Here is a 21,086-nt window from a genome sequence, read left to right on the forward strand (position 1 = left end):
CCATTACAAAGCGCTTTGGTAAGGCAGTATGTTCGAGCGCAGCATTTTCTGCGTGCCGAGACCGTAGTTGGAGCTCAGGCCGCGTAGCTCGATGTTGAAGCCAATCTTGTTGTCGAACTTCGATTGCTGTTTGTTGTAGTCCCAGTCGTTGATCTTACGCTCATAGCCGATGCTGATGGCGTAGCAGCAGGAGTTATACTGCAGGCCGAGCATCTGGTTGGCCGTTTTGCTCATCTTGGTATCGTAGTAGTAAGCGCCCACCACGGACCAGCGATCGGCGATCGGCCAGCTGGCGGTCATGCCCATCTGGGAGATACCGTCCCGGTAGTTTTGCGCCGTTGAGTACGACGTCAGCGTCGTTTTGATATATTGCGAGCTGGCGTAGCGGTACTTCAGCTGAACAATTCGGTCGTCATCACGGCGGTACTCAATGGCGCCGTTGCCGGTAGTGAAGTCGTCGAGGCGGGTATCGTACTGCATACCGCCGCGCAGTCCCCAGTAATCGGTCATGCGCCAGTAGGTATCGCCGGCCCAGACGATGGAGCCCGTGTCGTCGTCGTTTTCCCAGTTGAAATTGTCATCGCCGGTACGCGATTTTTTAAAGAAGTAGATTTGACCAATGGATGCGTTAAAACGTTCAACCGCATTATCATCATAAACGCGGGTCGTCAGACCGGTGGTGACTTGGTTGGCGGAGGCGATACGGTCCAGGCCGCTGTAGGAGCGGTCGCGGAACAGGCCTGTGTAGTCCGCCTGCAGCAGGGAGGAGTCGTACTCCATGATCTTGCCCTGGTCTTTATAGGGCACGTACAGGTACTGAACGCGCGGCTCCAGCGTCTGGGTGTAGCCGGCAGACCAGTCCATATCGCGTTCAAAGACCATCTTGCCATCAATTTTAAACTGCGGCAGGGTGCGGTTGACCGAGTCTTTCAGATTGGTGCCGTAAGTATTGTTATACCAGTTGACGTGCTTCTGATCGTAGTGGGTCGACATCAGCTTGGCTTCGGTATTAATACTGCCCCAGCGGTTGGAGAGCGGCAGGTTGATGCTCGGCTCAAAGTGTACGCGGGTCGCCTCCGGCATATCGGAGTCGGTATTTTCGAACTTCACGGCCTGCATATAGAGGCGTGTGTCGAACGGACCTACGTCGTTTTGATAGAAGTTCACGTCGAGCTGCGGCATGGCGTAGTAAGAGCTGTTCTTACCGTCATCCAGCACCTGGAATTTTCTGGTGGAGAGCGTGGCATCGAAGTTATCAACGAAGTAGCCGGCGCTGAACTTCTGGGTGGCATAGCCGTCGGTGCTGTTGCCGTACTTCGAGTTAAAGTCGTCGAAGTAGTCTTTATCACTGACCTTGGTGTAGTCCGCATTCAGGCGCCACACCTGATCGATAACCCCTGAGTGGTTCCAGTAGGTCATCCAGCGGTGGCCGCTGTCGTCGCTGTGCTGGCTATCGGACGGCATATAGTCCAATTCGGCCACGCCCGCGCCGGCATGGGTCAGATAGCGGAACTCGTTTTCCCACATGATGTTGCCACGCTTAGACATGTAGTGCGGCGTGATGGTGGCATCGAAGTTGGGGGCGATGTTCCAGTAGTACGGCAGGCTGAACGAGAAGCCGTCGTCGGAGCCGAATCCCGCGTTGGGGATCAGGAAGCCGGAGCGGCGCTTGTTGCCGATCGGCAGCTGCAGATACGGGCTGTAGAACACCGGTACGGCGCCGAGCTTGAAGCGGGCGTTCCAGATCTCCGCGACCTCTTCCTGACGGTCCTGAATGACTTCGCTACCCACCACGCTCCAGGTATTAGAGCCCGGCAGGCAGGAGGTGAACATGCCGTTATCGAGGATGGTATAGCGGTTGTCGCCGCGCTGCTTCATAACGTCGGCGGTGCCGCGGCCCTGGCGATCTACCATCTGATAGTCGCCACTCCAGACGTTGGTGTCTTTGGTGTTGAGATTCGACCAGGCTTTCGGCCCACGCAGGATCACCTGATCGTCATCATAGTGTACGTTGCCAAGCGCATCGACGGTTCGCACCGGGTCGCTCTGACCCGGCGGCTGCTTCTGATGCAGCTGAACTTCGTCGGCCTTCAGACGGCTGTTACCCTGCTCGATATCCACGTTGCCGGTGAAGACGGCATTGTCGGGGTAATCGCCCTTGGCGTTATCGGCGTTAATGGTCACAGGCAGGCTATTGGCGTCACCCTCTACCTGAGGACGGGTATAGCTAGGTACCCCCAGCATACACTGCGATGCGAGGTCGGCCGCAGCGCCAGCCTGACTGTAAAGGGCACTGGCGATCATGGTGGCCAGGAGGGTGGGAATACGTTTTTTCATACGTTGTATTTATTGTTCCGTCATCTGTGGCTTCGCGGCATGCAAACGGTCAGAGACTAACGCACTCATCGTTAACGCGCCAGTGTTTATAAGGTCGTTTTAAATTTGTGGCGTTAGGTACTGTGTCGAATGGCGAGTATGATAAAGCAAATTATAGTGTATGTCCTGCTATGACCAACAGGTCATAGTTTAAAAACTCGCCTTTATTCAAGGCGCAATATGATGCCTGCGGCATGTGGATTTGAGCGATTGGGGAGTCTATGCAGTATTGGGGTAAAGTGATTGGCGTGGCGGTAGCATTAATGATGGGCAGCGGCTTCTGGGGCGCGCTGCTTGGGCTTATCGTCGGCCATATGTTTGATACGGCGCGGATGCGCAAGCTCAATTTTTCGGCGGGGCAGCAGGAGCGGCAGGCGCTGTTTTTTGCCACCACCTTTGAAGTCATGGGTCACCTGACTAAATCGAAAGGTCGGGTGACGGAAGCCGATATTCAGGTGGCCAACGTGCTGATGGACCGCATGAACCTCCACGGCGACTCCCGCACCGCGGCGCAGCAGGCGTTTCGCGTTGGCAAGGCCGATAATTATCCCCTGCGTGAGAAGATGCGCCAGCTGCGCAGCGTCTGCTTTGGCCGCTTCGATTTGATTAGGATGTTTCTGGAAATTCAGCTGCAGGCGGCGTTTGCCGACGGCGAACTCCACCCTAACGAGCGCGAAGTGCTGTACGTGATTGGCGACGAGCTCGGCATCTCCCGCGCCCAGTTCGATCAGTTTATGCGCATGATGCAGGGGGGCGCGCAGTTCGGCGGCGGCTACCAGCAGTACTCCGGCACTGGCGGCGGCTACCAGCAGCAGGCGCAGCGCGGTCCGACGCTGGAAGATGCCTGCAACGTGCTCGGCGTGAAGCCCACCGACGACGCCACCACCATCAAGCGCGCCTACCGCAAGCTGATGGGCGAGCACCATCCTGATAAGCTGGTGGCGAAAGGTCTGCCGCCGGAGATGATGGAGATGGCGAAGCAGAAGGCGCAGGAGATCCAGAGCGCCTATGAGCTGATAAAAGAGCAGAAAGGCTTTAAATAAAAGCAAAAACCTCTCGTCCGGGAGGTTTTTTGTGGTTTGCTCCCCTCTCCCGTGGGCTGTCTCTTATACACAAATCTTTAGTTCAAACGGATAAGCCAGCCCAACGCTTATCCAGGCTGAGGGTTTTAAATTCCGGCTAAAAATCGCCTCAGATTCTGACGTCTGGCCGGGGCAGCCCGCAGGGATGCGGGCTGCGGGCGCGACTTACAGGGATGTTGCATCGCGCCCGTACCCGAAAGCCAGACGTCAGAATCTGAGGTTCCGCGCAGCGGCGATTTTTCTTGCCGGGAGCCGGGATTGTCAAGGGAGCGGCGGCGAGCTCCCTTGACACGTTCACCGCAGAAAGCCTGACAGAGATGCGGAGTTCTTATAGTGAACGGAATTATTCCACCATTCATAACATATTGTTTTTTATGAATACTCACGCTATCTCTCAATAAAAAGTGTGACTAAGAGACAGCCGTAGGAGAGGGAGAAAACCAGCTAAAAGTCCACCGGCGCCCGGAAGGTCATGCTGTTGCCAAACGCCGGATGGGTAATAGTCAGCGTCTGCGCGTGCAGCAGCAGCCTCGGCGCCATCGCCAGCGCCTCCGGCGTAGCGTAGAAGCGGTCGCCGAGGATCGGATGCCCCAGCACCAGCATATGCACCCGCAGCTGGTGCGAGCGGCCGGTGATCGGCTTTAGCAGCACCCGCGCCGTGTTGTCGGGCGCATACTCCAGCACCTCATACTCCGTCTGCGCCGGTTTGCCGGTCTCAAAGCAGACCTTCTGCTTCGGCCGGTTCGGCCAGTCGCAGATCAGCGGCAGATCCACCAGCCCCTTCTCCTGCGCCGGATGGCCCCAGACCCGCGCCAGATACTGCTTCTTCGGCTCGCGTTCGCGAAACTGGCGCTTGAGCTCCCGCTCCGCCGCCTTGGTCAGCGCCACCGCGATCACGCCGCTGGTGGCCATATCGAGGCGGTGCACCGACTCCGCCGCCGGATAGTCGCGCTGGATGCGGGTCATGATGCTGTCCCGGTGCTCCTCCTGCCGGCCCGGCACGGAGAGCAGGCCGCTCGGCTTGTTCACCACCATGATGTGCTCATCCTGGTAGAGAACCACCAGCCAGGGATCCTGCGGCGGATGGTAGGGCGGCATGATCATCGGCGCGCCCTTACTGATGCGTCACGACGATCAGGCGCAGCGCATCGAGCCGCCAGCCGGCCTGGGCGAGGCTCTCCAGCACCTGCTGACGGTTGCTTTCGATCGCTTCCAGCTCGTCGTCGCGGATGTTGGGGTTCACCGCCTTCAGCGCTTCAAGGCGCGCCAGCTCGGCGCTCAGCTTCTCGTCGGCTTCGCGGCGGGCGGACTCAATCAGCGCCTGGGCGGCTTTTTCCACCTGCGCTTCGCCCTGCTGCAGGATCGCGTGCACGTCCTGCTGCACCGCGTTGACCAGCTTGCTGCCGGTGTGGCGGTTGACCGCGCTCAGCTGGCGGTTAAAGCTCTCAAACTCCACCTGGCCGGCAAGGTTATTGCCGGCTTTGTCGACCAGCATACGCACCGGCGTCGGCGGCAGGAAGCGATGCAGCTGCAGCTGCTTCGGCGCCTGGGCCTCAACCACGTAAATCAGCTCCAGCAGCAGGGTGCCGACCGGCAGGGCCTTATTCTTCAGCAGGGAAATGGTGCTGCTGCCGGTATCGCCGGAGAGAATAAGATCCAGGCCGTTGCGGATCAGCGGATGCTCCCAGGTGAGGAACTGGGCGTCTTCGCGGGAGAGCGCCACGTCGCGCTCGAAGGTGACGGTGCAGCCGTCTTCCGGCAGGCCCGGGAAGTCCGGCACCAGCATATGGTCGGACGGCGTCAGCACGATCAGGTTATCGCCGCGGTCGTCCTGGTTGATGCCGATGATATCGAACAGGTTCATGGCGAAGCTGATAAGACCGGTGTCGTCATCCTGCTCTTCGATGCTCTCCGCCAGCTGCTGACCCTTCGCGCCGCCGCTGGAGTGGATCTCCAGCAGGCGGTCGCGGCCCTGCTCCAGCTGCGCCTTGAGGGCGTCGTGCTCTTCGCGGCAGCGCTTAATGAGCTCGTCAAAGCCGTCGGTGCTCTCCGGAGCGGCGAGATAGTTAATCAGCTCCCCGTGGACGCTATCGTATATCGCGCGGCCGGTCGGGCAGGTGTGCTCGAAGGCGTCCAGCCCTTCGTGGAACCAGCGTACCAGCACCGACTGGGCGGTTTTTTCGAGGTACGGGACGTGGATCTGAATATCGTGGGCCTGGCCGATGCGGTCGAGGCGGCCGATGCGCTGCTCCAGCAGGTCCGGGTTGAACGGCAGATCGAACATCACCAGCTGGCTGGCGAACTGGAAGTTGCGGCCTTCGGAGCCGATTTCAGAGCACAGCAGCACCTGGGCGCCGGTGTCCTCTTCGGCAAACCACGCCGCGGCGCGGTCGCGTTCGATAATCGACATACCTTCGTGGAACACCGCCGCGCGGATGCCCTCGCGCTCGCGCAGCACCTGCTCCAGCTGCAGGGCGGTGGCGGCTTTAGCGCAGATCACCAGCACCTTCTGCGAGCGGTGGCTGGTAAGATAGCCCATCAGCCACTCGACGCGCGGGTCGAAGTTCCACCAGGTACCGGTATCGCCTTCAAACTCCTGATAGATCTGCTCCGGATAGAGCATATCGCGGGCGCGCTCTTCGGCAGTTTTGCGCGCCCCCATAATGCCGGAGACTTTAATCGCGGTCTGATACTGGGTCGGCAGCGGCAGCTTGATGGTGTGCAGCTCGCGCTGCGGGAAGCCTTTGACGCCGTTGCGGGTGTTGCGGAACAGCACCCGGCTGGTGCCGTGGCGGTCCATCAGCATCGAAATCAGCTCCTGACGGGCGCTTTCAGCGCCGTCGCGGTCGCTGTTGGCGGTCTGCAGCAGCGGCTCGATATCCTGTTCGCCAATCAGCTCGCTCAGGGCGTTCAGCTGGTCGTTGTTGAGCCTGTCGCCGCTCAGCAGCAGGGAAACGGCGTCGGCCACCGGGCGGTAGTTCTGCTGCTCTTCGACAAACTGGGCAAAATCATGGAAGCGGCTCGGGTCCAGCAGGCGCAGGCGGGCGAAGTGGCTCTCCATCCCCAGCTGTTCCGGGGTGGCGGTGAGCAGCAGCACGCCCGGCACGCGTTCGGCCAGCTGTTCGATGGCCTGATACTCGCGGCTCGGGGCTTCTTCACTCCACACCAGGTGGTGGGCTTCGTCCACCACCATAATGTCCCACTCGGCGTCGCACAGGTGCTCCAGACGCTGTTTGCTGCGGCGCACGAAGTCCAGCGAGCAGATAATCAGCTGCTCGGTTTCAAACGGGTTGGTCGCATCGTGCTGGGCTTCGGCGTAGCGCTCGTCGTCAAACAGGGCGAAGCGCAGGTTGAAGCGGCGCAGCATCTCAACCAGCCACTGGTGCTGGAGAGTTTCCGGGACGATCACCAGCACGCGCTCGGCGGCGCCGGAAAGCAGCTGCTGGTGCAGGATCATCCCGGCTTCAATGGTCTTACCGAGGCCCACTTCGTCCGCCAGCAGCACGCGCGGCGCGTGGCGGCGGCCAACGTCGTGGGCGATATTCAGCTGGTGCGGGATCAGGCTGGTGCGCTGGCCGCGCAGGCCGCTCCACGGCATCCGGTACTGTTCGCTCTGGTATTTGCGGGCGCGGTAGCGCAGGGCGAAGCGGTCCATGCGGTCAATCTGCCCGGCGAACAGGCGGTCCTGCGGCTTGCTGAACACCAGCTTGCTGTCGAGCAGCACTTCGCGCAGGGTAACGTCGGCCTCGTCGCTGTCGAGCCGGGTGCCGGTATAGGCCAGCAGGCCATTCTCTTCTTTTACCTCATCAACGCGCAGCTGCCAGCCTTCGTGGCTGGTGATGACATCGCCCGGATTGAACATCACGCGGGTGATTGGGGAATCATTGCGGGCGTACAGTCGATTTTCTCCGGTAGCCGGGAAGAGCAGGGTTACCATCCGCGCGTCCAGCGCAACCACCGTCCCTAATCCCAGTTCGCTTTCTGTATCGCTGATCCAGCGTTGACCAAGTGTAAAAGGCATATAATTTGAGCTCTATATCTTGAATTGCAGGCAAAGATTGCGCCCCGTAACCTCAGTTACGGTGGGCAAAAATTGGGTCCAGGAATTTGGAAAGGGCGCTATGGTACTGGATGCTATCGGATTCGTCACGCGTCAAAATAGCCCCAGTTGCCCCGTGAGTATTGTAGCAAAATCATCGTTAACAAAAGGTAAAATTCCTTCCGCCACCGGCTCAAGCTGTTTGCTCAGGTAGTGTTCATAGTCCAGCGGCGACTGCTGGTAGCTCGCCGGTTCAGGCCCGGCGAGGGTCCAGACATATTTGATGCTGCCCCGGGACTGATACTGCAGGGGCCGTCCGAGCCTGGCGTTATGCTCGTCTGCAAGCCTTGCGGCGCGCACGTGGGGCGGAACGTTGCGCTGGTACTCCGCCAGCGGGCGCCGCAGCTGCTTGCGGTACACCAGCCGGTCGTCCAGCTCGCCCGCCATCAGCCTGTCGATGGTGTCGCGGATAAACGCCTTGTACGGCTCGCGGCGGAATATACGCCGGTAAAGCTCCTGCTGAAACTGCTGGGCCAGCGGCGTCCAGTCGGTGCGCACCGTCTCCAGCCCCTTGAACACCATCTGCTGCTCGTCTTCGCGCTGGATCATGCCGGCGTAGCGCTTTTTGCTGCCGGTGTCGGCGCCGCGAATGGTCGGCATCAGGAAGCGGCAGAAGTGGGTTTCGTACTCCAGCTCCAGGGCGCTGGTGAGGCCCTCTTGCTCCAGCGCGCTGCGCCACCAGCTGTTAACGAAATCGACCAGTTCGCGGCCGATCGCCGCAGCTTCTTCCTCACCGCGTGCGCGCTTCAGCCAGACGAAGGTCGAGTCGGTATCGCCGTAAATGACGTCGTAGCCCTGCGCCTCGATCAGCGCTCTGGTCTGGCGCATGATCGCGTGGCCGCGCATGGTGATCGACGAGGCCAGCCGGGGATCGAAGAAGCGGCAGGCGCTGGTGCCCAGCACGCCGTAGAAGGCGTTCATGATGATCTTCAGCGCCTGGGAGAGCGGCTTGTTGCCGCGGGCCTTGGCGTCGTCGCGGCCGTGCCAGATCTGGCTGACGATCTGCGGCAGGCAGTGCTTCTCCCGCGAGAACCACGCGTCGAGGAAGCCTTCGGTACTGTGCTGCGCGTCCGGCTGCGCCATGCCCTCCACCAGCCCGACCGGATCGATCAGAAAGGTGCGGATAATCGACGGATAGAGGCTCTTGTAGTCCAGCACCAGCACCGAGTCGTATAGCCCGGGCCGGGAGTCCATGACGTAGCCGCCGGGGCTGGCCTGCGGCGGCACCTCGCCGAGGTTGGGTGCCACGTAGCCGAGCCGGTGCATACGCGGAAAATAGAGGTGGCTGAAGGCGGCCACCGAGCCGCCGTGGCGGTCGGCGGGCAGGCCGTTGACCGTGGCGCGCTCCAGCAGGAAGGGCACGATCTCAGTTTTGTGGAAGATGCGCGTGACCAGCTCACAGTCCTTGAGGTTATAGGTAGCGAGCGCGGGCTTATCTTCGGCGAAGCGGCGGTCAATTTCGTCCATCCGGTCCCACGGATTGTCGATAGATTTACCTTCCCCCAGCAGCTCGCGGGCGACGGCCTCCAGCGAGAAGGAGGGGAAATTCCAGAAGGCGGACTTCAGCGCCTCAATGCCGTCGATAATCAGCCGGCCTTCGGCCTGGGCGAAGAAGACGCCGTTTTTAAAGCCGTGCTCGCGCCACTCCATCTCCGCGCCGCCGCGCCCGAGGGTCAGCGGAATGCGGTAGCGCTCGGCGTGCTTCTGCAGCACTTTAAGGTCGAACTGCACCAGGTTCCAGCCGATGACCAGATCCGGATCGTGCTCGGCAAACCAGGCGTTGAGCCTTTCCAGCAGCAGCGGGCGGCTGGCGACGTACTCCAGCCGGAAGTCTAGCCCGCTGGCGTCGCCGTTTTCCGGGCCGAGCATATAGACAACCCGCTGACCGCAGCCCTCAAGGCCGATGCAGTAGAGTTCGCCCCGGCGGGTGGTTTCGATATCCAGCGATACCCACTTCAGCGGCGGGCGGTAATCGGGGGCGGGCTTTAGCCGGGCGTTGACCAGCGCGCCGGCGCGCGGCTCGCCTTCGACCCGCACCGGGGCAGTGATAAAGCGCTCCATCAGGTAGCGCTCCGGCGGGCGCACGTCGGCTTCATAGACGGTGACGCCGCCTTCGCGCAGCAGCTTCTCGAGGCGCATCAGCTGGCGGTGCGAGCGGCAGTAGAGGCCAAACACCGGGCGGCGGTGAAAGTCCCGCAGCGCCAGCGGCGCGAGGCGGGCGTCGCGTTCGCCGACGAGAAGCCGTTCAGCCTGCGCGCGCTGGGCTTCGGGGATAAAGGCCACCGACTCCTGGGGCGGCAGGGTCACCTTCAGCGGCCCGTCGTCGGTGGCTAGCCAGAAGGTGACCTCGGTGCCCTGCCGGCCGTCACGCCAGTGGCGGGTTAAGAGAAAGCCTTGTCGTTGCTGGATCACGCGCGCCACTCAAACAATAAACAGGAAGTGAGTATAACCCGAATGGCGGCGACATGCTGTGATTTTATACAGGTATTACTGGCCGTAGTAGGCTTTCGCTCCGTGCTTGCGCAGGTAGTGCTTGTCCAGCAGCGTCTGCTGCATCTCCGGCAGCTGCGGCGCCAGCTGGCGGCAGAAGATGCCCATATAGGCGATTTCCTCCAGCACAATGGCGTTGTGTACCGCGTCTTCGGCATTTTTCCCCCAGGCGAAGGGGCCGTGGGAGTGCACCAGCACGCCCGGCATCTGCGCGGCGTCAATGCCCTGTTTTTTAAAGGTTTCGACGATCACTTTGCCGGTGTCCCACTCGTACTCGCCGTTGATCTCGGCATCGGTCATTTTGCGGGTGCAGGGAATGCTGCCGTAGAAGTAGTCGGCGTGGGTGGTGCCGGTGGCCGGAATGGGCTGTCCCGCCTGCGCCCAGATGGTCGCGTGGCGCGAGTGGGTATGGACGATGCCTCCGATGGACGGAAACGCCCGGTAGAGCAGGCGGTGGGTCGGCGTATCGGAGGAGGGCTTTTTGCTGCCTTCCACCACCTCGCCGGTTTCCAGGCTGACCACCACCATATCGTCGGCGGTCATGGCGCCGTAATCGATGCCGGAGGGTTTGATGACCAGTACGCCGCGCGCGCGGTCCACGGCGCTGACGTTGCCCCAGGTCAGGGTGACCAGATTGTGCTGCGGCAGCTGGAGATTCGCCTCCAGTACCTGCTGTTTGAGTTTTTGATACATGCAGTTACCTCATCCGGATGCGCCGGGGGCGACGCATCCGGGGCTGGACAGATTAGCGTTTGGAACCGAAATAGACCTCGTTCCAGCGCAGCGCGTCTTTAAACGCCGGCAGGCGGGTATCCTGGTCAATGACCGTCAGTTCGATATCGTGCAGCTCGGCGAACTGGCGCATATCCTCCAGCGTCAGGGCGTGGCTGAACACGGTGTGGTGCGCGCCGCCGGCGAGGATCCACGCCTCGGAGGCGGTGTGAAGATCCGGATGTGCTTTCCACAGGGCGTTGGCCACCGGCAGCTTCGGCAGGCGGTGCGGCGTCGGTACGGTTTCAATGGTGTTGACCAGCAGGCGATAGCGATCGCCCAGATCGATCAGGCTGGCGACGATCGCCGGGCCGGCCTGGGTATCAAAGATCAGGCGCGCCGGATCGGCCTTGCCGCCGATGCCGAGGTGCTGGACGTCGAGCAGCGGCTTCTCCGCGGTGGCGATGCTCGGGCAAACTTCCAGCATGTGGGAGCCCAGCACCAGATCGTTACCGCCGTCAAAGTGGTAGGTGTAATCCTCCATAAAGGAGGTGCCGCCCCGCAGACCGGTTGACATCACTTTCATGATGCGTAGCAGGGCGGCGGTTTTCCAGTCGCCTTCACCGGCAAAGCCATAGCCCTGCTGCATCAGGCGCTGCACGGCGAGGCCGGGCAGCTGCTTGAGGCCGTGAAGATCTTCAAAGGTGGTGGTAAAAGCGTGGAAGCCGCCCTCCTGCAGGAAGCGCTTCATGCCCAGCTCAATACGCGCCGCGTCCAGCACGTTCTGGCGCTTGTCGCCGCCGATCTGCGCCGCCGCGCTCAGGCGGTAGCTGCTTTCATATTCGTCCACTAGGGCGTTGATATCGCCGGTGCTTACCTCGTTAACCACCTGTACGAGGTCGCCAACCGCCCAGGTATTCACCGAGAAGCCGAACTTGATCTGCGCCGCCACTTTATCGCCGTCGGTAACCGCCACTTCGCGCATGTTGTCGCCGAAGCGGGCGACTTTCAGGTGGCGGGTATCCTGCTTAGAAACGGCCTGGCGCATCCAGCTGCCGATACGCTCCTGCGCGTGCTTGTCCTGCCAGTGGCCGGTGACCACGCTATGCTGCAGGCGCATTCTGGCGCCGATAAAGCCGAACTCGCGGCCGCCGTGGGCGGTCTGGTTGAGGTTCATAAAGTCCATATCAATGCTGTCCCACGGCAGGGCGGCATTGAACTGGGTGTGGAACTGCAGCAGCGGCTTGTTGAGGATAGTCAGGCCGTTGATCCACATTTTGGCCGGTGAGAAGGTGTGCAGCCAGACCACCATCCCGGCGCACTTCTCGTCGTAGTTGGCGTCGCGGCAGATGTGGGTTATCTCGTCAGGCGTGGTGCCGAGCGGCTTGAGCACCAGTTTGCAGGGCAGCTTCACCTCGGCGTTCATGGCATTGACCACGTGCTCGGCGTGCTGAGTGACCTGACGCAGGGTTTCCGGGCCGTACAGGTGCTGGCTGCCAATCACAAACCACACTTCATAGTTATCGAAAATCGTCATGTTTTATTCCTTAATGGGACAGAGCTGCCTGCGCCGACTGACTTTCTGCCGGTGCTGAGGAAGGGAGATAGTGGCGCTCGGCGCTGGTTGCCCACTGGCGATAGCGCTGATAGAGCTGTTCGAAACGCCGGGCCTGCGCCGGGCGAGGCTGGAGCGTTTTTTCAACCCGGCTGGCCATTTTCTGCTGCGCGGCGGGTACATCCTGATGCACCCCCGCCGCCACCGCGGCAAAGATAGCGGCGCCGAGGGCGCAGCACTGATCGGAGGCGACAATCTGCAGCGGACGGTTCAGCACGTCGCAGCAGGCCTGCATGATCACCGGGTTTTTGCGGGCGATGCCGCCCAGCGCCATCACGTTATTGACCGGAATGCCCTGGTCGGTGAAGCACTCCATAATGGCGCGGGCGCCGAAGGCGGTGGCCGCCACCAGGCCGCCAAACAGCGCCGGTGCATCGGTCGCCAGATTGAGGTCGGTAATGACGCCTTTCAGGCGCTGGTTGGCATTCGGCGTGCGGCGGCCGTTAAACCAGTCGAGGACCACCGGCAGGTGCTCCAGGCTCGGGTTTTTCGCCCAGGCCTCGGTGAGCATCGGCAGCAGATCCCTGCGGCTGGCGTCGATCTGCGCCTTCAGCTCCGGATGCTGCGCCGCCAGCTGCTCCAGCGGCCAGCCGAGCACGCGGCCGAACCAGGCGTAGATATCGCCAAACGCCGACTGCCCGGCCTCCATGCCGATAAAGCCGGGCGTGACGCTGCCGTCCACCTGGCCGCAGATCCCCTGCACCGCGCGGTCGCCGACGCTCTCTTTATCGGCCACCAGAATGTCGCAGGTCGAGGTGCCTATCACCTTCACCAGCGCGTTGGGCTGCGCGCCGGCGCCGACGGCGCCCATGTGGCAGTCGAAGGCGCCGCCGGAAATCACCACGCTCTGCGGCAGATTGAGGCGCTGCGCCCATTCGGCGGTCAGGGTGCCGACCGCGGCGTCGGCGGTCCAGGTGTCGGTGAACAGCGGGTAGTCGAGGTGCTGGTTGATAATCGGGTCAAGCTGGTCAAAGAAACTGGCCGGCGGCAGTCCGCCCCAGCTCTCATGCCAGAGGGATTTGTGCCCGGCGCTGCAGCGGCCCCGGCGGATATCCTGCGGGCGCGTGGTGCCGGAGAGCAGGGCCGGCACCCAGTCGCACAGCTCAATCCACGAGGCGGCCGCCTGCGCCACCTGCGTATCGGCGCGGGTGACGTGGAGGATTTTGGCCCAGAACCACTCGCTGGAGTAGATGCCGCCGATATAGCGGGAGTAATCGACGCTGCCCGGCCGGTGGCAGAGGCGGGTGATGGCTTCGGCCTCTTCGACGGCGGTGTGATCTTTCCACAGCACGAACATGGCGTTGGGGTTATCGGCAAACTCCGGGCGCAACGCCAGTACGTTGCCGTCGGCGTCGACTGGCGCGGGGGTGGAGCCGGTACTGTCGACGCCGATGCCGACCACTTCGGCGCGGCGCGGGCCTAAATCATCCAGCACCGCCCTGAGCGCTGTCTCCATCGACTCGATGTAGTCCAGCGGGTGGTGGCGGAAGCGGTTGTTGGCGGCGTCGCAGTAGCGGCCCTCCCGCCAGCGTGGATACCACTCGACGCGGGTGGCGATTTCCCGGCCGGTTGCGGACTCTACCGCCAGCGCCCGCACGGAATCGCTGCCAAAATCGAGGCCAATTGCTATTGCCATCGTGTTTCTCCTGAAGATTTTTGCTCTGGAGAAACAGTAGAGACTGGCGGCAAAAAGCGTCAGGCGTGTAGCGCTAATCTTATGGACAATAATGCTATGGCGCCTCAAAGTGTGACGCCGTGCAAATAATCACACAGGCTATTTTTGCCTTTCCCCGGCGGCTGGCAATATGGACAAATACTCCCTATATCTGCAGGCGGTGCGCACTATGGCGATGGCTGAAATCCAGAACGATCCGCTGTTACCCGGCTACTCTTTTAACGCCCATCTGGTGGCGGGGCTGACGCCCATTGAAGCCGACGGCTATCTCGATTTCTATATTGACCGTCCGCTGGGGATGAAGGGCTATATTCTCAATCTGACGGTGCGCGGCGAGGGCGTGATTAAAAACCACGACCAGCAGTTTATCTGCCGCCCCGGCGATATGCTGCTCTTCCCGCCGGGTGAAATTCACCACTACGGCCGTCACCCCGAGTCCCGGGAGTGGCACCACCAGTGGGTCTACTTTCGCCCCCGCGCCTACTGGCAGGAGTGGCTCAACTGGCCGAGCCTGTTTGCCCGCACCGGCTTTTACCGCCCGGAGGAAAAAGACCAGCCGCGCTTTGCCGACCTGCTGGGGCAGATCATCGACGCCGGGCAGGGCACCGGGCGCTATTCAGAGCTGCTGGCCATCAACCTGCTGGAGCAGCTGCTGCTGCGCCGGGTCGAGGCTATCAATGCCTCCCTGCATCCGCCGCTGGATAACCGCGTGCGCGATGCCTGCCAGTACATCAGCGACCGGCTGGCGGACAGCGAGTTTGATATCGCCAGCGTCGCCCGCCACGTCTGCCTCTCGCCCTCAAGGCTGTCGCACCTGTTCCGCCAGCAGCTCGGCGTCAGCGTGCTGAGCTGGCGGGAAGATCAGCGCATCAGCCAGGCGAAGCTGCTGCTGAGCACCACCCGGATGCCGATCGCCAGCGTCGGGCGCAACGTTGGCTTCGAGGATCAGCTCTACTTTTCGCGGGTCTTCAAGAAGTGTACCGGCGCCAGCCCGAGCGAGTTCCGCGCGGGCGTTACCAATATGTAAACGGCGCAGACAATTGTTGGCTTGACGAAGCCCGCGCCGGGCTGGAAAATCGCTGGTTCGGTTTTCTGGCGGATCTCCTATGGAAGCATTCCTGCAACATTTTATTACCCAGTCGGCGGCCTACGCGCTGTTTGCCGTCGCGCTGGTGGCCTTTCTGGAATCGCTGGCGCTGGTCGGGCTTATTCTGCCCGGCGCGGTGCTGATGACCGGCCTGGGGGCGCTTATCGGCAGCGGCGAGGTCAACTTCTGGCAGGCGTGGCTGGCGGGGATTATCGGCTGCCTGCTGGGAGACTGGATCTCCTTCTGGCTCGGCTGGCGCTTTAAAAAGCCGCTGCACCGCTGGTCGTTTATGAAGAAGAACAAGGCCCTGCTCGATAAAACCGAGCACGCCCTGCACCAGCACAGCATGGTCACGGTGCTGATTGGCCGCTTCGTCGGGCCGACGCGGCCGCTGATCCCGATGGTGGCAGGGATGCTCAACCTGCCGCTGGCGAAATTCATTCCGCCCAATATTATTGGCTGCATTTTCTGGCCGCCGGTCTACTTCCTGCCGGGCATTCTCGCCGGGGCGGCGATCGACATTCCTTCCGACGAACGCAGCAGCGGCTTTAAGTGGCTGCTGCTGGGCGCGGCGCTGCTGCTGTGGCTGGCGGTATGGGCCGCGTGGCGGCTGTGGCGTAATAAGGCCGAAGGCGATTGGCTATCGCGCTGGGTGCCGCGCGCGCGGCTGCTGTGGCTGACGCCGGTGCTGGCGGTGCTGGCGGTCGTCGCGCTGTACGCCGCCTGCAGCCATCCGCTGATGCCGGTCTATCTCGATATTCTGACGAAGGTGGTCAGCCGCTAGCGGCGGCGATCCCCAGCAGCCCCGAAGCGCTGGCGTTGCCGCTGAGCAGAGCCCGGGTCGCGCCGTCCCAGACGATGCGCCCTTCGGCAACCACCAGCGAACGCGGGGCTATCTGCAGCGCATCCTCGACGCTGTGGGAGACCATCAGCAGCGTCAGCTGCTGGTCGCGACTGATGTCGCTCACCAGGGTCAGCATCTCCTGACGCAGCGCCGGATCGAGCGCCGAGAAGGGCTCATCCAGCAGCAGCACCGGCTGCCGGCGCACCAGGCAGCGCGCCAGCGCCGCGCGCTGCCGCTGCCCGCCCGACAGCGCCTCCGGCAGCCGGTCCAGTAAATCACCGATGCCCATCCGGGCGGCGATCGCCGCCAGCCGATCGCGCTGCTCGCCGCTGAGCTTCAGCCCCGGATGCATGCCGAGGCCGATGTTCTGGCGAATAGTCAGGTGGCTGAACAGATTGTTTTCCTGAAACAGCATCGACACCGGTCGTCGGGACGGCGGCGTGTCGGCGTGCGGCTCGCCGTTAATGGTCAGCGTGCCGCTGACCGGCGTATTGAAGCCGGCGATCAGGCTCAGCAGGGTGCTTTTCCCCGCGCCGCTGGGGCCGAGCACGGCGATCTGCTCGCCGCGATCGGCGGAGAAGGTAAAGCGCATCGGCAGATGCTCGTACAGCCAGGTCACATCATTCAGTTTTAGCACGGCGGCCCGCCAGTTTTTCAATCACGGTGAACAGCAGGAAGCAGAGCAGCAGCAGCAGCAGGGCGGTGACCGCTCCGTCGTCGCTGCGGTAGGCGCCAATCTGCTGGTAAAGGTAGAACGGCAGAGTGCGGAAGTCGTCGTTGCCGAACAGCGCCACCACGCCGAAATCGCCGACGGAGAGCATGCAGGCAAAAGCCAGCGCCTGCGCCAGCGGCCGGCGCAGCGCCCGCAGCTCGACGATGCGCAGGCGGTTGAGGCCCCGCACGCCCAGCGACGCGCACAGCTGGCCGTAGCGCGAAGCGGCATCGCGCATCGGCGTTTCCAGCACCTTCAGCGCGTAAGGTACCGCCATCAGCGCATTGGTAAAAATGACGATCCCGTCGGCGGAGGCGGGCAGGCCGACGGTATCGTTCAGCAGCAGGAAGAAGCCGGTGGCCAGCACGATACCCGGCATGGCGAGGATCAGCATACCGCACAGCTCCAGCCCCTGGCCCGCCAGCGGCAGCTTTCTGAGGTACAGCTCGCGGCTGCTCCACAGCAGCATCACGGTCAGCGCCACGCTGAGCGCGCCCGCGGCGATGGCGATGCGCAGCGAGGTCCACGCCGCCTGCCACAGCACCGGCTGGGCCAGCACCTGCGGCAGGTGGCGGTTGAGGCCGTCGGCGACCACCGCCAGCAGCGGGGGCAGCATCAGGGCCAGCAGCAGGACGATCAGCAGAGTATCGGCTATCCGGCTGTGCAGCCGATCCTCCGGGTTACGCCAGCCGCTGCCCTGCGTGGTTCCCGGAGAGATGGCCCGGCCCAGGCGCTGGCTGAGCAGCATCAGCCCCAGACAGCAGGCCATCTGCACCAGCGCCAGCATTGCCGCCCGGCCGGGATCGTAATCAAAGTTAAGCGCCTGGTAGATGGCAAGCTCGACGGTGGTCGCCTGCGGGCCGCCGCCCAGCGCCAGCACGGTGGCGAAGCTGGCGAAGCAGAGCATGAAGATCAGCGCCGCAATGGCCGGCAGCTGGCGCCGCATCCACGGCCATTCGACGAAGCGGAAGAAGGTGGCGCCGCGCATCCCGAGCTGGGCCGCCAGCTGGCGCTGTTCGGCGGGGATCTGCTCCAGCGCCTGCAGCAGCAGGCGGGTGGCCATCGGCATATTAAAGAACAGATGCGCCAGCAGGATGCCCTGCAGGCCGTAGGGCGAGAAGGTCCAGCGCAGGCCGAGCGCGCGAAACAGCTGCGCCAGCCAGCCCTGGTGGCCGTAGACGCTGAGGATGCCAAATACCGCCACCAGCACCGGCAGGATCAGGGTCATGGCGCACAGGCGCAGCAGCGCGCCGCGGCCGGGGAAGCGGCGGCGATAGAGGGCGCGGGCGAGGAACATCGCCGGAACCACCGACAGGAGGGCGGAAAGCAGCGCCTGCCAGAAGGAGAAGCGCACCACGTGCCACAGGTAGCTGTCCTGCAGAAAGTCGGCCCAGCCGCAGGCTGGGGCATTGAGCAGCAGGGCCAGCATTGCCGCCAGCGCGACGCCGAGCGTCAGCGCGGCAACCGCCAGCCCCGGCGCCAGCCAGCCGGCGATCAGCGGCTGACCGCGCGCTGCCACTGGCGGATCCAGTTCTGTCGGTTTTCCGCGACCTCTTCCGCGCTGTACGCAAGAGGAGCGGCGGGTTTGACCAGGCCGCTAAAGCCGTCGGGCAGCGCCACCCCGGTGACCGGATACATCCAGTTGCCGGTGGGGATCGCCTTCTGGAACGCCGGGCTGACCATAAAGTTGAGGAACTTCTGCGCCAGTTCCGGCTGTTTGCCGGCGGCGGTGCGGGCGGCAACCTCTACCTGCAGATAGTGGCCCTCGGCAAAACTGGCCGCGGCGTAGTTGTCTTTTTTCTCTTCAATAATGTGGTAGGCCGGGGAGGTGGTATAGCTGAGGACCAGATCGCCTTCACCCTTGAGGAACAGGCCGTAGGCTTCGCTCCAGCCTTTGGTGACGGTGACCGTTTTGGCCGCCAGCTTCTGCCAGGCGTCGGGCGCCTTATCGCCGTAGACTTTTTGCATCCACAGCAGCAGGCCGAGGCCTGGGGTGCTGGTGCGCGGATCTTCATAGATAACCCGCCATTTGGTCGGACTCTCAACCAGCTCTTTCAGGCTGGCGGGCGGATTTTTCAGCCTGTTTTTGTCGTAGACAAAGGCGAAGTAGCCGTAATCGAAGGGAACAAAGGTATCGCTATGCCAGCCGCCGGGCACGTTTAGCCCGTCCGTGTTTACGCCGCTTTTGGCAAACAGCCCGGTTTGCTGCGCCGCCTGCAGCAGGTTGTTATCCAGGCCCAGCACCACGTCGGCCTTGCTGTTTTTCCCTTCCATCCGCAGGCGATTAAGCAGCGAGACGCCGTCCTCCAGCGCCACGTACTTCAGCTCGCAGCCGCAGTCGGCCTCAAAGGCTTTTTTGACCGCCGGGCCGGGGCCCCAGTCGGCGGAAAAGGAGTCGTAGGTGTAGACGGTCAGCACCGGCTTAGCCAGGGCGGAAAAGCTGACAAGCGCCAGCAGCGGCAGCAGTTTTTTGAACACTTTGCACCTCAGTCATATAGGTGGCAAAGGACTTTGAGCGGGCCTCAAATCCCTTCGCCGGCGTTATCCGGATCAGGTTCGACGGGTATCTCTCAGCTTGTACGCGCACGCTTTCTATCCGAATGACGTTGCGTATGTCAGGCACCCCGTTGAGAACGCGCTATTGTAATGATTTTGTGCGGCCGCAGAAAGTCTTATGGGTCCGGCGGCGCAAACCACGCCGACTTGAAGTCAAACCAGCCGAGGGTATTCATCCGCAGGCCGCGCATACTGCGCTGGCCCTGGATCATCAGCCAGTGGTGGATCAGCGGTACGATAGCCTGCTCGCTCATCAGCTGCTGGCACCAGGCGGCCAGCGGCATCTCACCGGCCTGCCAGCGGGCGGTCGCCGCCTGCCAGTCCAGCGGGATGCAGCGCTGGATCAGCGGCACCTCGGAGAGATGGGCAAACAGCGAGAACTCCAGCGGCAGGGTGAAGTTGGCGCTGTTGAGCCACATATCGCTGCTGGCCTCGCCCTGGTGCCACTCGGCGTACTCCACTTCGCGGATCTCAAGAGTCACGTGATGCGCGGCCAGCAGCCGCTGCATAATCATCGCAATGTTTTTGTGCTCGAGGTGCTCGCGATAGTAGGTGATGGTCAGGGACTCGAGGCCGGCGGGCTTCGGACCTGGCGCCGCGCTGCGGGCGTGGTGCCAGCGCGGCAGCAGACCGTAGGCGGGGAACCAGTAGCCCTGATACTGCGGATCGGCGTGATACAGCAGGTTGCTGGGCGAAAGCACATGGCTGACCCACTGGCGCACCTCGCGATGGCGCCCCCTGGCGCTGCGGGCGTCAAACAGCAGGTAGTAGCAGCCCTCCTCCAGGCGGCTTTCAACCGCTTTTTCACCTTCGGTGGAGCCCTCCAGCGTCAGGCCGCAGCTGACTTCATCGCTGATTTCCGGCAGCACCCAGACGTTGACCTCGTCGATCAGCGCCCGGTAGCCGAAGAAGTCGTCGAAGGCGCGGATTTTGAGCTGGTTCTCATTATTGCGCACTACCGCGTAGGGGCCGGTGCCGACCGGCATGCTGGCAAAGTTGCCGAGGGTTTCCCACTCTTTCGGCAGCACCATTGCCGGAATGTGTCCCATCAGCCACGGCAGCCAGCGGTCGGGGCGCGAGAGGTGGATATCCAGCGTCCAGGGCGTGGGCGACACGATACTGGCGATGTGATCGTAAAGCGGCAGGGTGCGGATCCGGGTCAGGGAGTGGATAACGTCCTCCATCTCCAGTTCGTGGCCGTGGTGAAAGTGGATCCCGGGGCGGATATAGAACCGCCAGTGCAGATCGCTTATCTGCTGCCAGTGGTGGGCGATATCGGCTTCCGCTTCCCCGTTTTCCTCATTTATGCGGGTCAGGGCGCTGAAGATCTGGCGGGCGATGTGGGTTTCAGAGCGGCGCAGCGGCGTGCCGGGAAGCAGGTTGCGCATCGGGCGGTAGTAGAGCACCCGCAGGATATGCCGCCCCTGGCGAAAGCTGCGCCCGAGGTGGGAGACCAGCATCTGGCGCACCGCGCCCTTGTCGCCGACCAGCTGCACCAGCTGGTCGATGCGGTCCTGCTCCAGCAGATCTTCCGCCCGCTGCTGCTGCAGCGCCAGCCCGGTGTAGAGGAAGGTGAGGTGCGAGCGCTTGCCGCGCCCCGACTCCGCCTGCCAGGTGAGCCAGCCCCGGGCCTCCATAGTATTCAGCAGCGTGCGCATGTGGCGGCGCGAGCAGTTCAGCAGCGCCGCCAGCTCGTTAAGCGTCGTCTCCTGGGAGTGGCCGTCGCAGCACTGCCACAGGCGGATGAACTGCTGCTGCAGGCGGGATGAGGGCATAAAAGGGGAACTCCTGTGCAAAACTCAGCAATTTATTACTCCCCATATTAGAGCAATAATAATG

Annotated in this window: 14 protein-coding genes and 1 riboswitch; of the genes, 3 read left to right on the forward strand and 11 right to left on the reverse strand. The window is 62.6% G+C overall.

Translation table 11 applies throughout. The features are described from left to right. Positions 1-3: 3 nt before the first annotated feature. The gene (lptD, locus tag ENGE1_RS07390; RefSeq protein WP_048253191.1) at positions 4-2,337 is read right to left on the reverse strand and encodes an LPS assembly protein LptD; all 2,334 of its coding nucleotides are present in this window, start codon (positions 2,335-2,337) and stop codon (positions 4-6) included. Between the two features lie 260 nt (positions 2,338-2,597). Here lptD and djlA point away from each other — a divergent pair, with 260 nt between their 5' ends. Continuing rightward, a complete protein-coding gene (djlA, locus tag ENGE1_RS07395; protein ID WP_043086039.1) occupies positions 2,598-3,419 on the forward strand; it encodes a co-chaperone DjlA in 822 nt (273 codons plus the stop codon). Positions 3,420-3,902: 483 nt separating this feature from the next. Here the strand turns inward: djlA and rluA are convergent, their stop codons facing one another. The 6 genes from rluA to araB all read right to left on the reverse strand — a co-directional run bounded on the left by rluA (position 3,903) and on the right by araB (position 14,009). After that, on the reverse strand, positions 3,903-4,562 hold the full coding sequence (gene rluA, locus ENGE1_RS07400; protein ID WP_048253190.1) for a bifunctional tRNA pseudouridine(32) synthase/23S rRNA pseudouridine(746) synthase RluA: 660 nt from the start codon (positions 4,560-4,562) through the stop codon (positions 3,903-3,905). Between the two features lie 10 nt (positions 4,563-4,572). Then, entirely contained in the window at positions 4,573-7,479 is a 2,907-nt protein-coding gene (gene rapA / locus ENGE1_RS07405; protein WP_043086036.1) for an RNA polymerase-associated protein RapA, read from the reverse strand. 132 nt (positions 7,480-7,611) lie between these two features. Continuing rightward, positions 7,612-9,969, reverse strand: coding sequence for a DNA polymerase II (gene polB, locus ENGE1_RS07410; RefSeq protein WP_048253265.1), 2,358 nt, complete (start codon positions 9,967-9,969; stop codon positions 7,612-7,614). A 75-nt stretch (positions 9,970-10,044) separates the two neighbouring features. Further along, positions 10,045-10,740 carry an L-ribulose-5-phosphate 4-epimerase gene (gene araD / locus ENGE1_RS07415; RefSeq protein ID WP_048253189.1) on the reverse strand — a complete coding sequence of 232 codons (696 nt, stop codon included), beginning with the start codon at positions 10,738-10,740 and terminating at the stop codon, positions 10,045-10,047. Between the two features lie 52 nt (positions 10,741-10,792). Next, a complete protein-coding gene (gene araA / locus ENGE1_RS07420; protein WP_048253188.1) occupies positions 10,793-12,295 on the reverse strand; it encodes an L-arabinose isomerase in 1,503 nt (500 codons plus the stop codon). Positions 12,296-12,305: 10 nt separating this feature from the next. Further along, positions 12,306-14,009, reverse strand: coding sequence for a ribulokinase (gene araB, locus ENGE1_RS07425; protein ID WP_048253187.1), 1,704 nt, complete (start codon positions 14,007-14,009; stop codon positions 12,306-12,308). A gap of 214 nt (positions 14,010-14,223) precedes the next feature. Here araB and araC point away from each other — a divergent pair, with 214 nt between their 5' ends. Together araC and ENGE1_RS07435 are read left to right on the forward strand one after the other, a co-directional pair. Continuing rightward, a complete protein-coding gene (gene araC, locus ENGE1_RS07430; RefSeq protein WP_043086790.1) occupies positions 14,224-15,075 on the forward strand; it encodes an arabinose operon transcriptional regulator AraC in 852 nt (283 codons plus the stop codon). A 79-nt stretch (positions 15,076-15,154) separates the two neighbouring features. Beyond that, on the forward strand, positions 15,155-15,919 hold the full coding sequence (locus tag ENGE1_RS07435) for a DedA family protein (RefSeq protein ID WP_045287592.1): 765 nt from the start codon (positions 15,155-15,157) through the stop codon (positions 15,917-15,919). Here ENGE1_RS07435 and thiQ read toward each other — a convergent pair. The 4 genes from thiQ to sgrR form a co-directional block, all read right to left on the reverse strand. After that, complete coding sequence (gene thiQ / locus ENGE1_RS07440; protein ID WP_048253186.1) at positions 15,909-16,616, reverse strand: thiamine ABC transporter ATP-binding protein ThiQ; 708 nt, start codon at positions 16,614-16,616, stop codon at positions 15,909-15,911. The two genes, ENGE1_RS07435 and thiQ, sit on opposite strands and share 11 nt — an antisense overlap. Continuing rightward, positions 16,600-18,210, reverse strand: a complete 1,611-nt coding sequence (gene thiP / locus ENGE1_RS07445) for a thiamine/thiamine pyrophosphate ABC transporter permease ThiP (protein ID WP_048253185.1) — start codon at positions 18,208-18,210, stop codon at positions 16,600-16,602. Before thiP ends, thiQ begins: the two co-directional genes overlap by 17 nt. Continuing rightward, on the reverse strand, positions 18,186-19,169 hold the full coding sequence (thiB, locus tag ENGE1_RS07450; RefSeq protein ID WP_048253184.1) for a thiamine ABC transporter substrate binding subunit: 984 nt from the start codon (positions 19,167-19,169) through the stop codon (positions 18,186-18,188). Before thiB ends, thiP begins: the two co-directional genes overlap by 25 nt. Before the next feature lie 31 nt (positions 19,170-19,200). After that, a riboswitch (TPP riboswitch) is annotated at positions 19,201-19,328 on the reverse strand. Positions 19,329-19,363: 35 nt separating this feature from the next. Then, positions 19,364-21,022, reverse strand: coding sequence for an HTH-type transcriptional regulator SgrR (gene sgrR, locus ENGE1_RS07455; RefSeq protein WP_064360601.1), 1,659 nt, complete (start codon positions 21,020-21,022; stop codon positions 19,364-19,366). Positions 21,023-21,086 lie beyond the last annotated feature (64 nt).

The organism is Pluralibacter gergoviae ATCC 33028 = NBRC 105706, from assembly GCF_001598855.1.
Lineage (GTDB): Bacteria > Pseudomonadota > Gammaproteobacteria > Enterobacterales > Enterobacteriaceae > Pluralibacter > Pluralibacter gergoviae.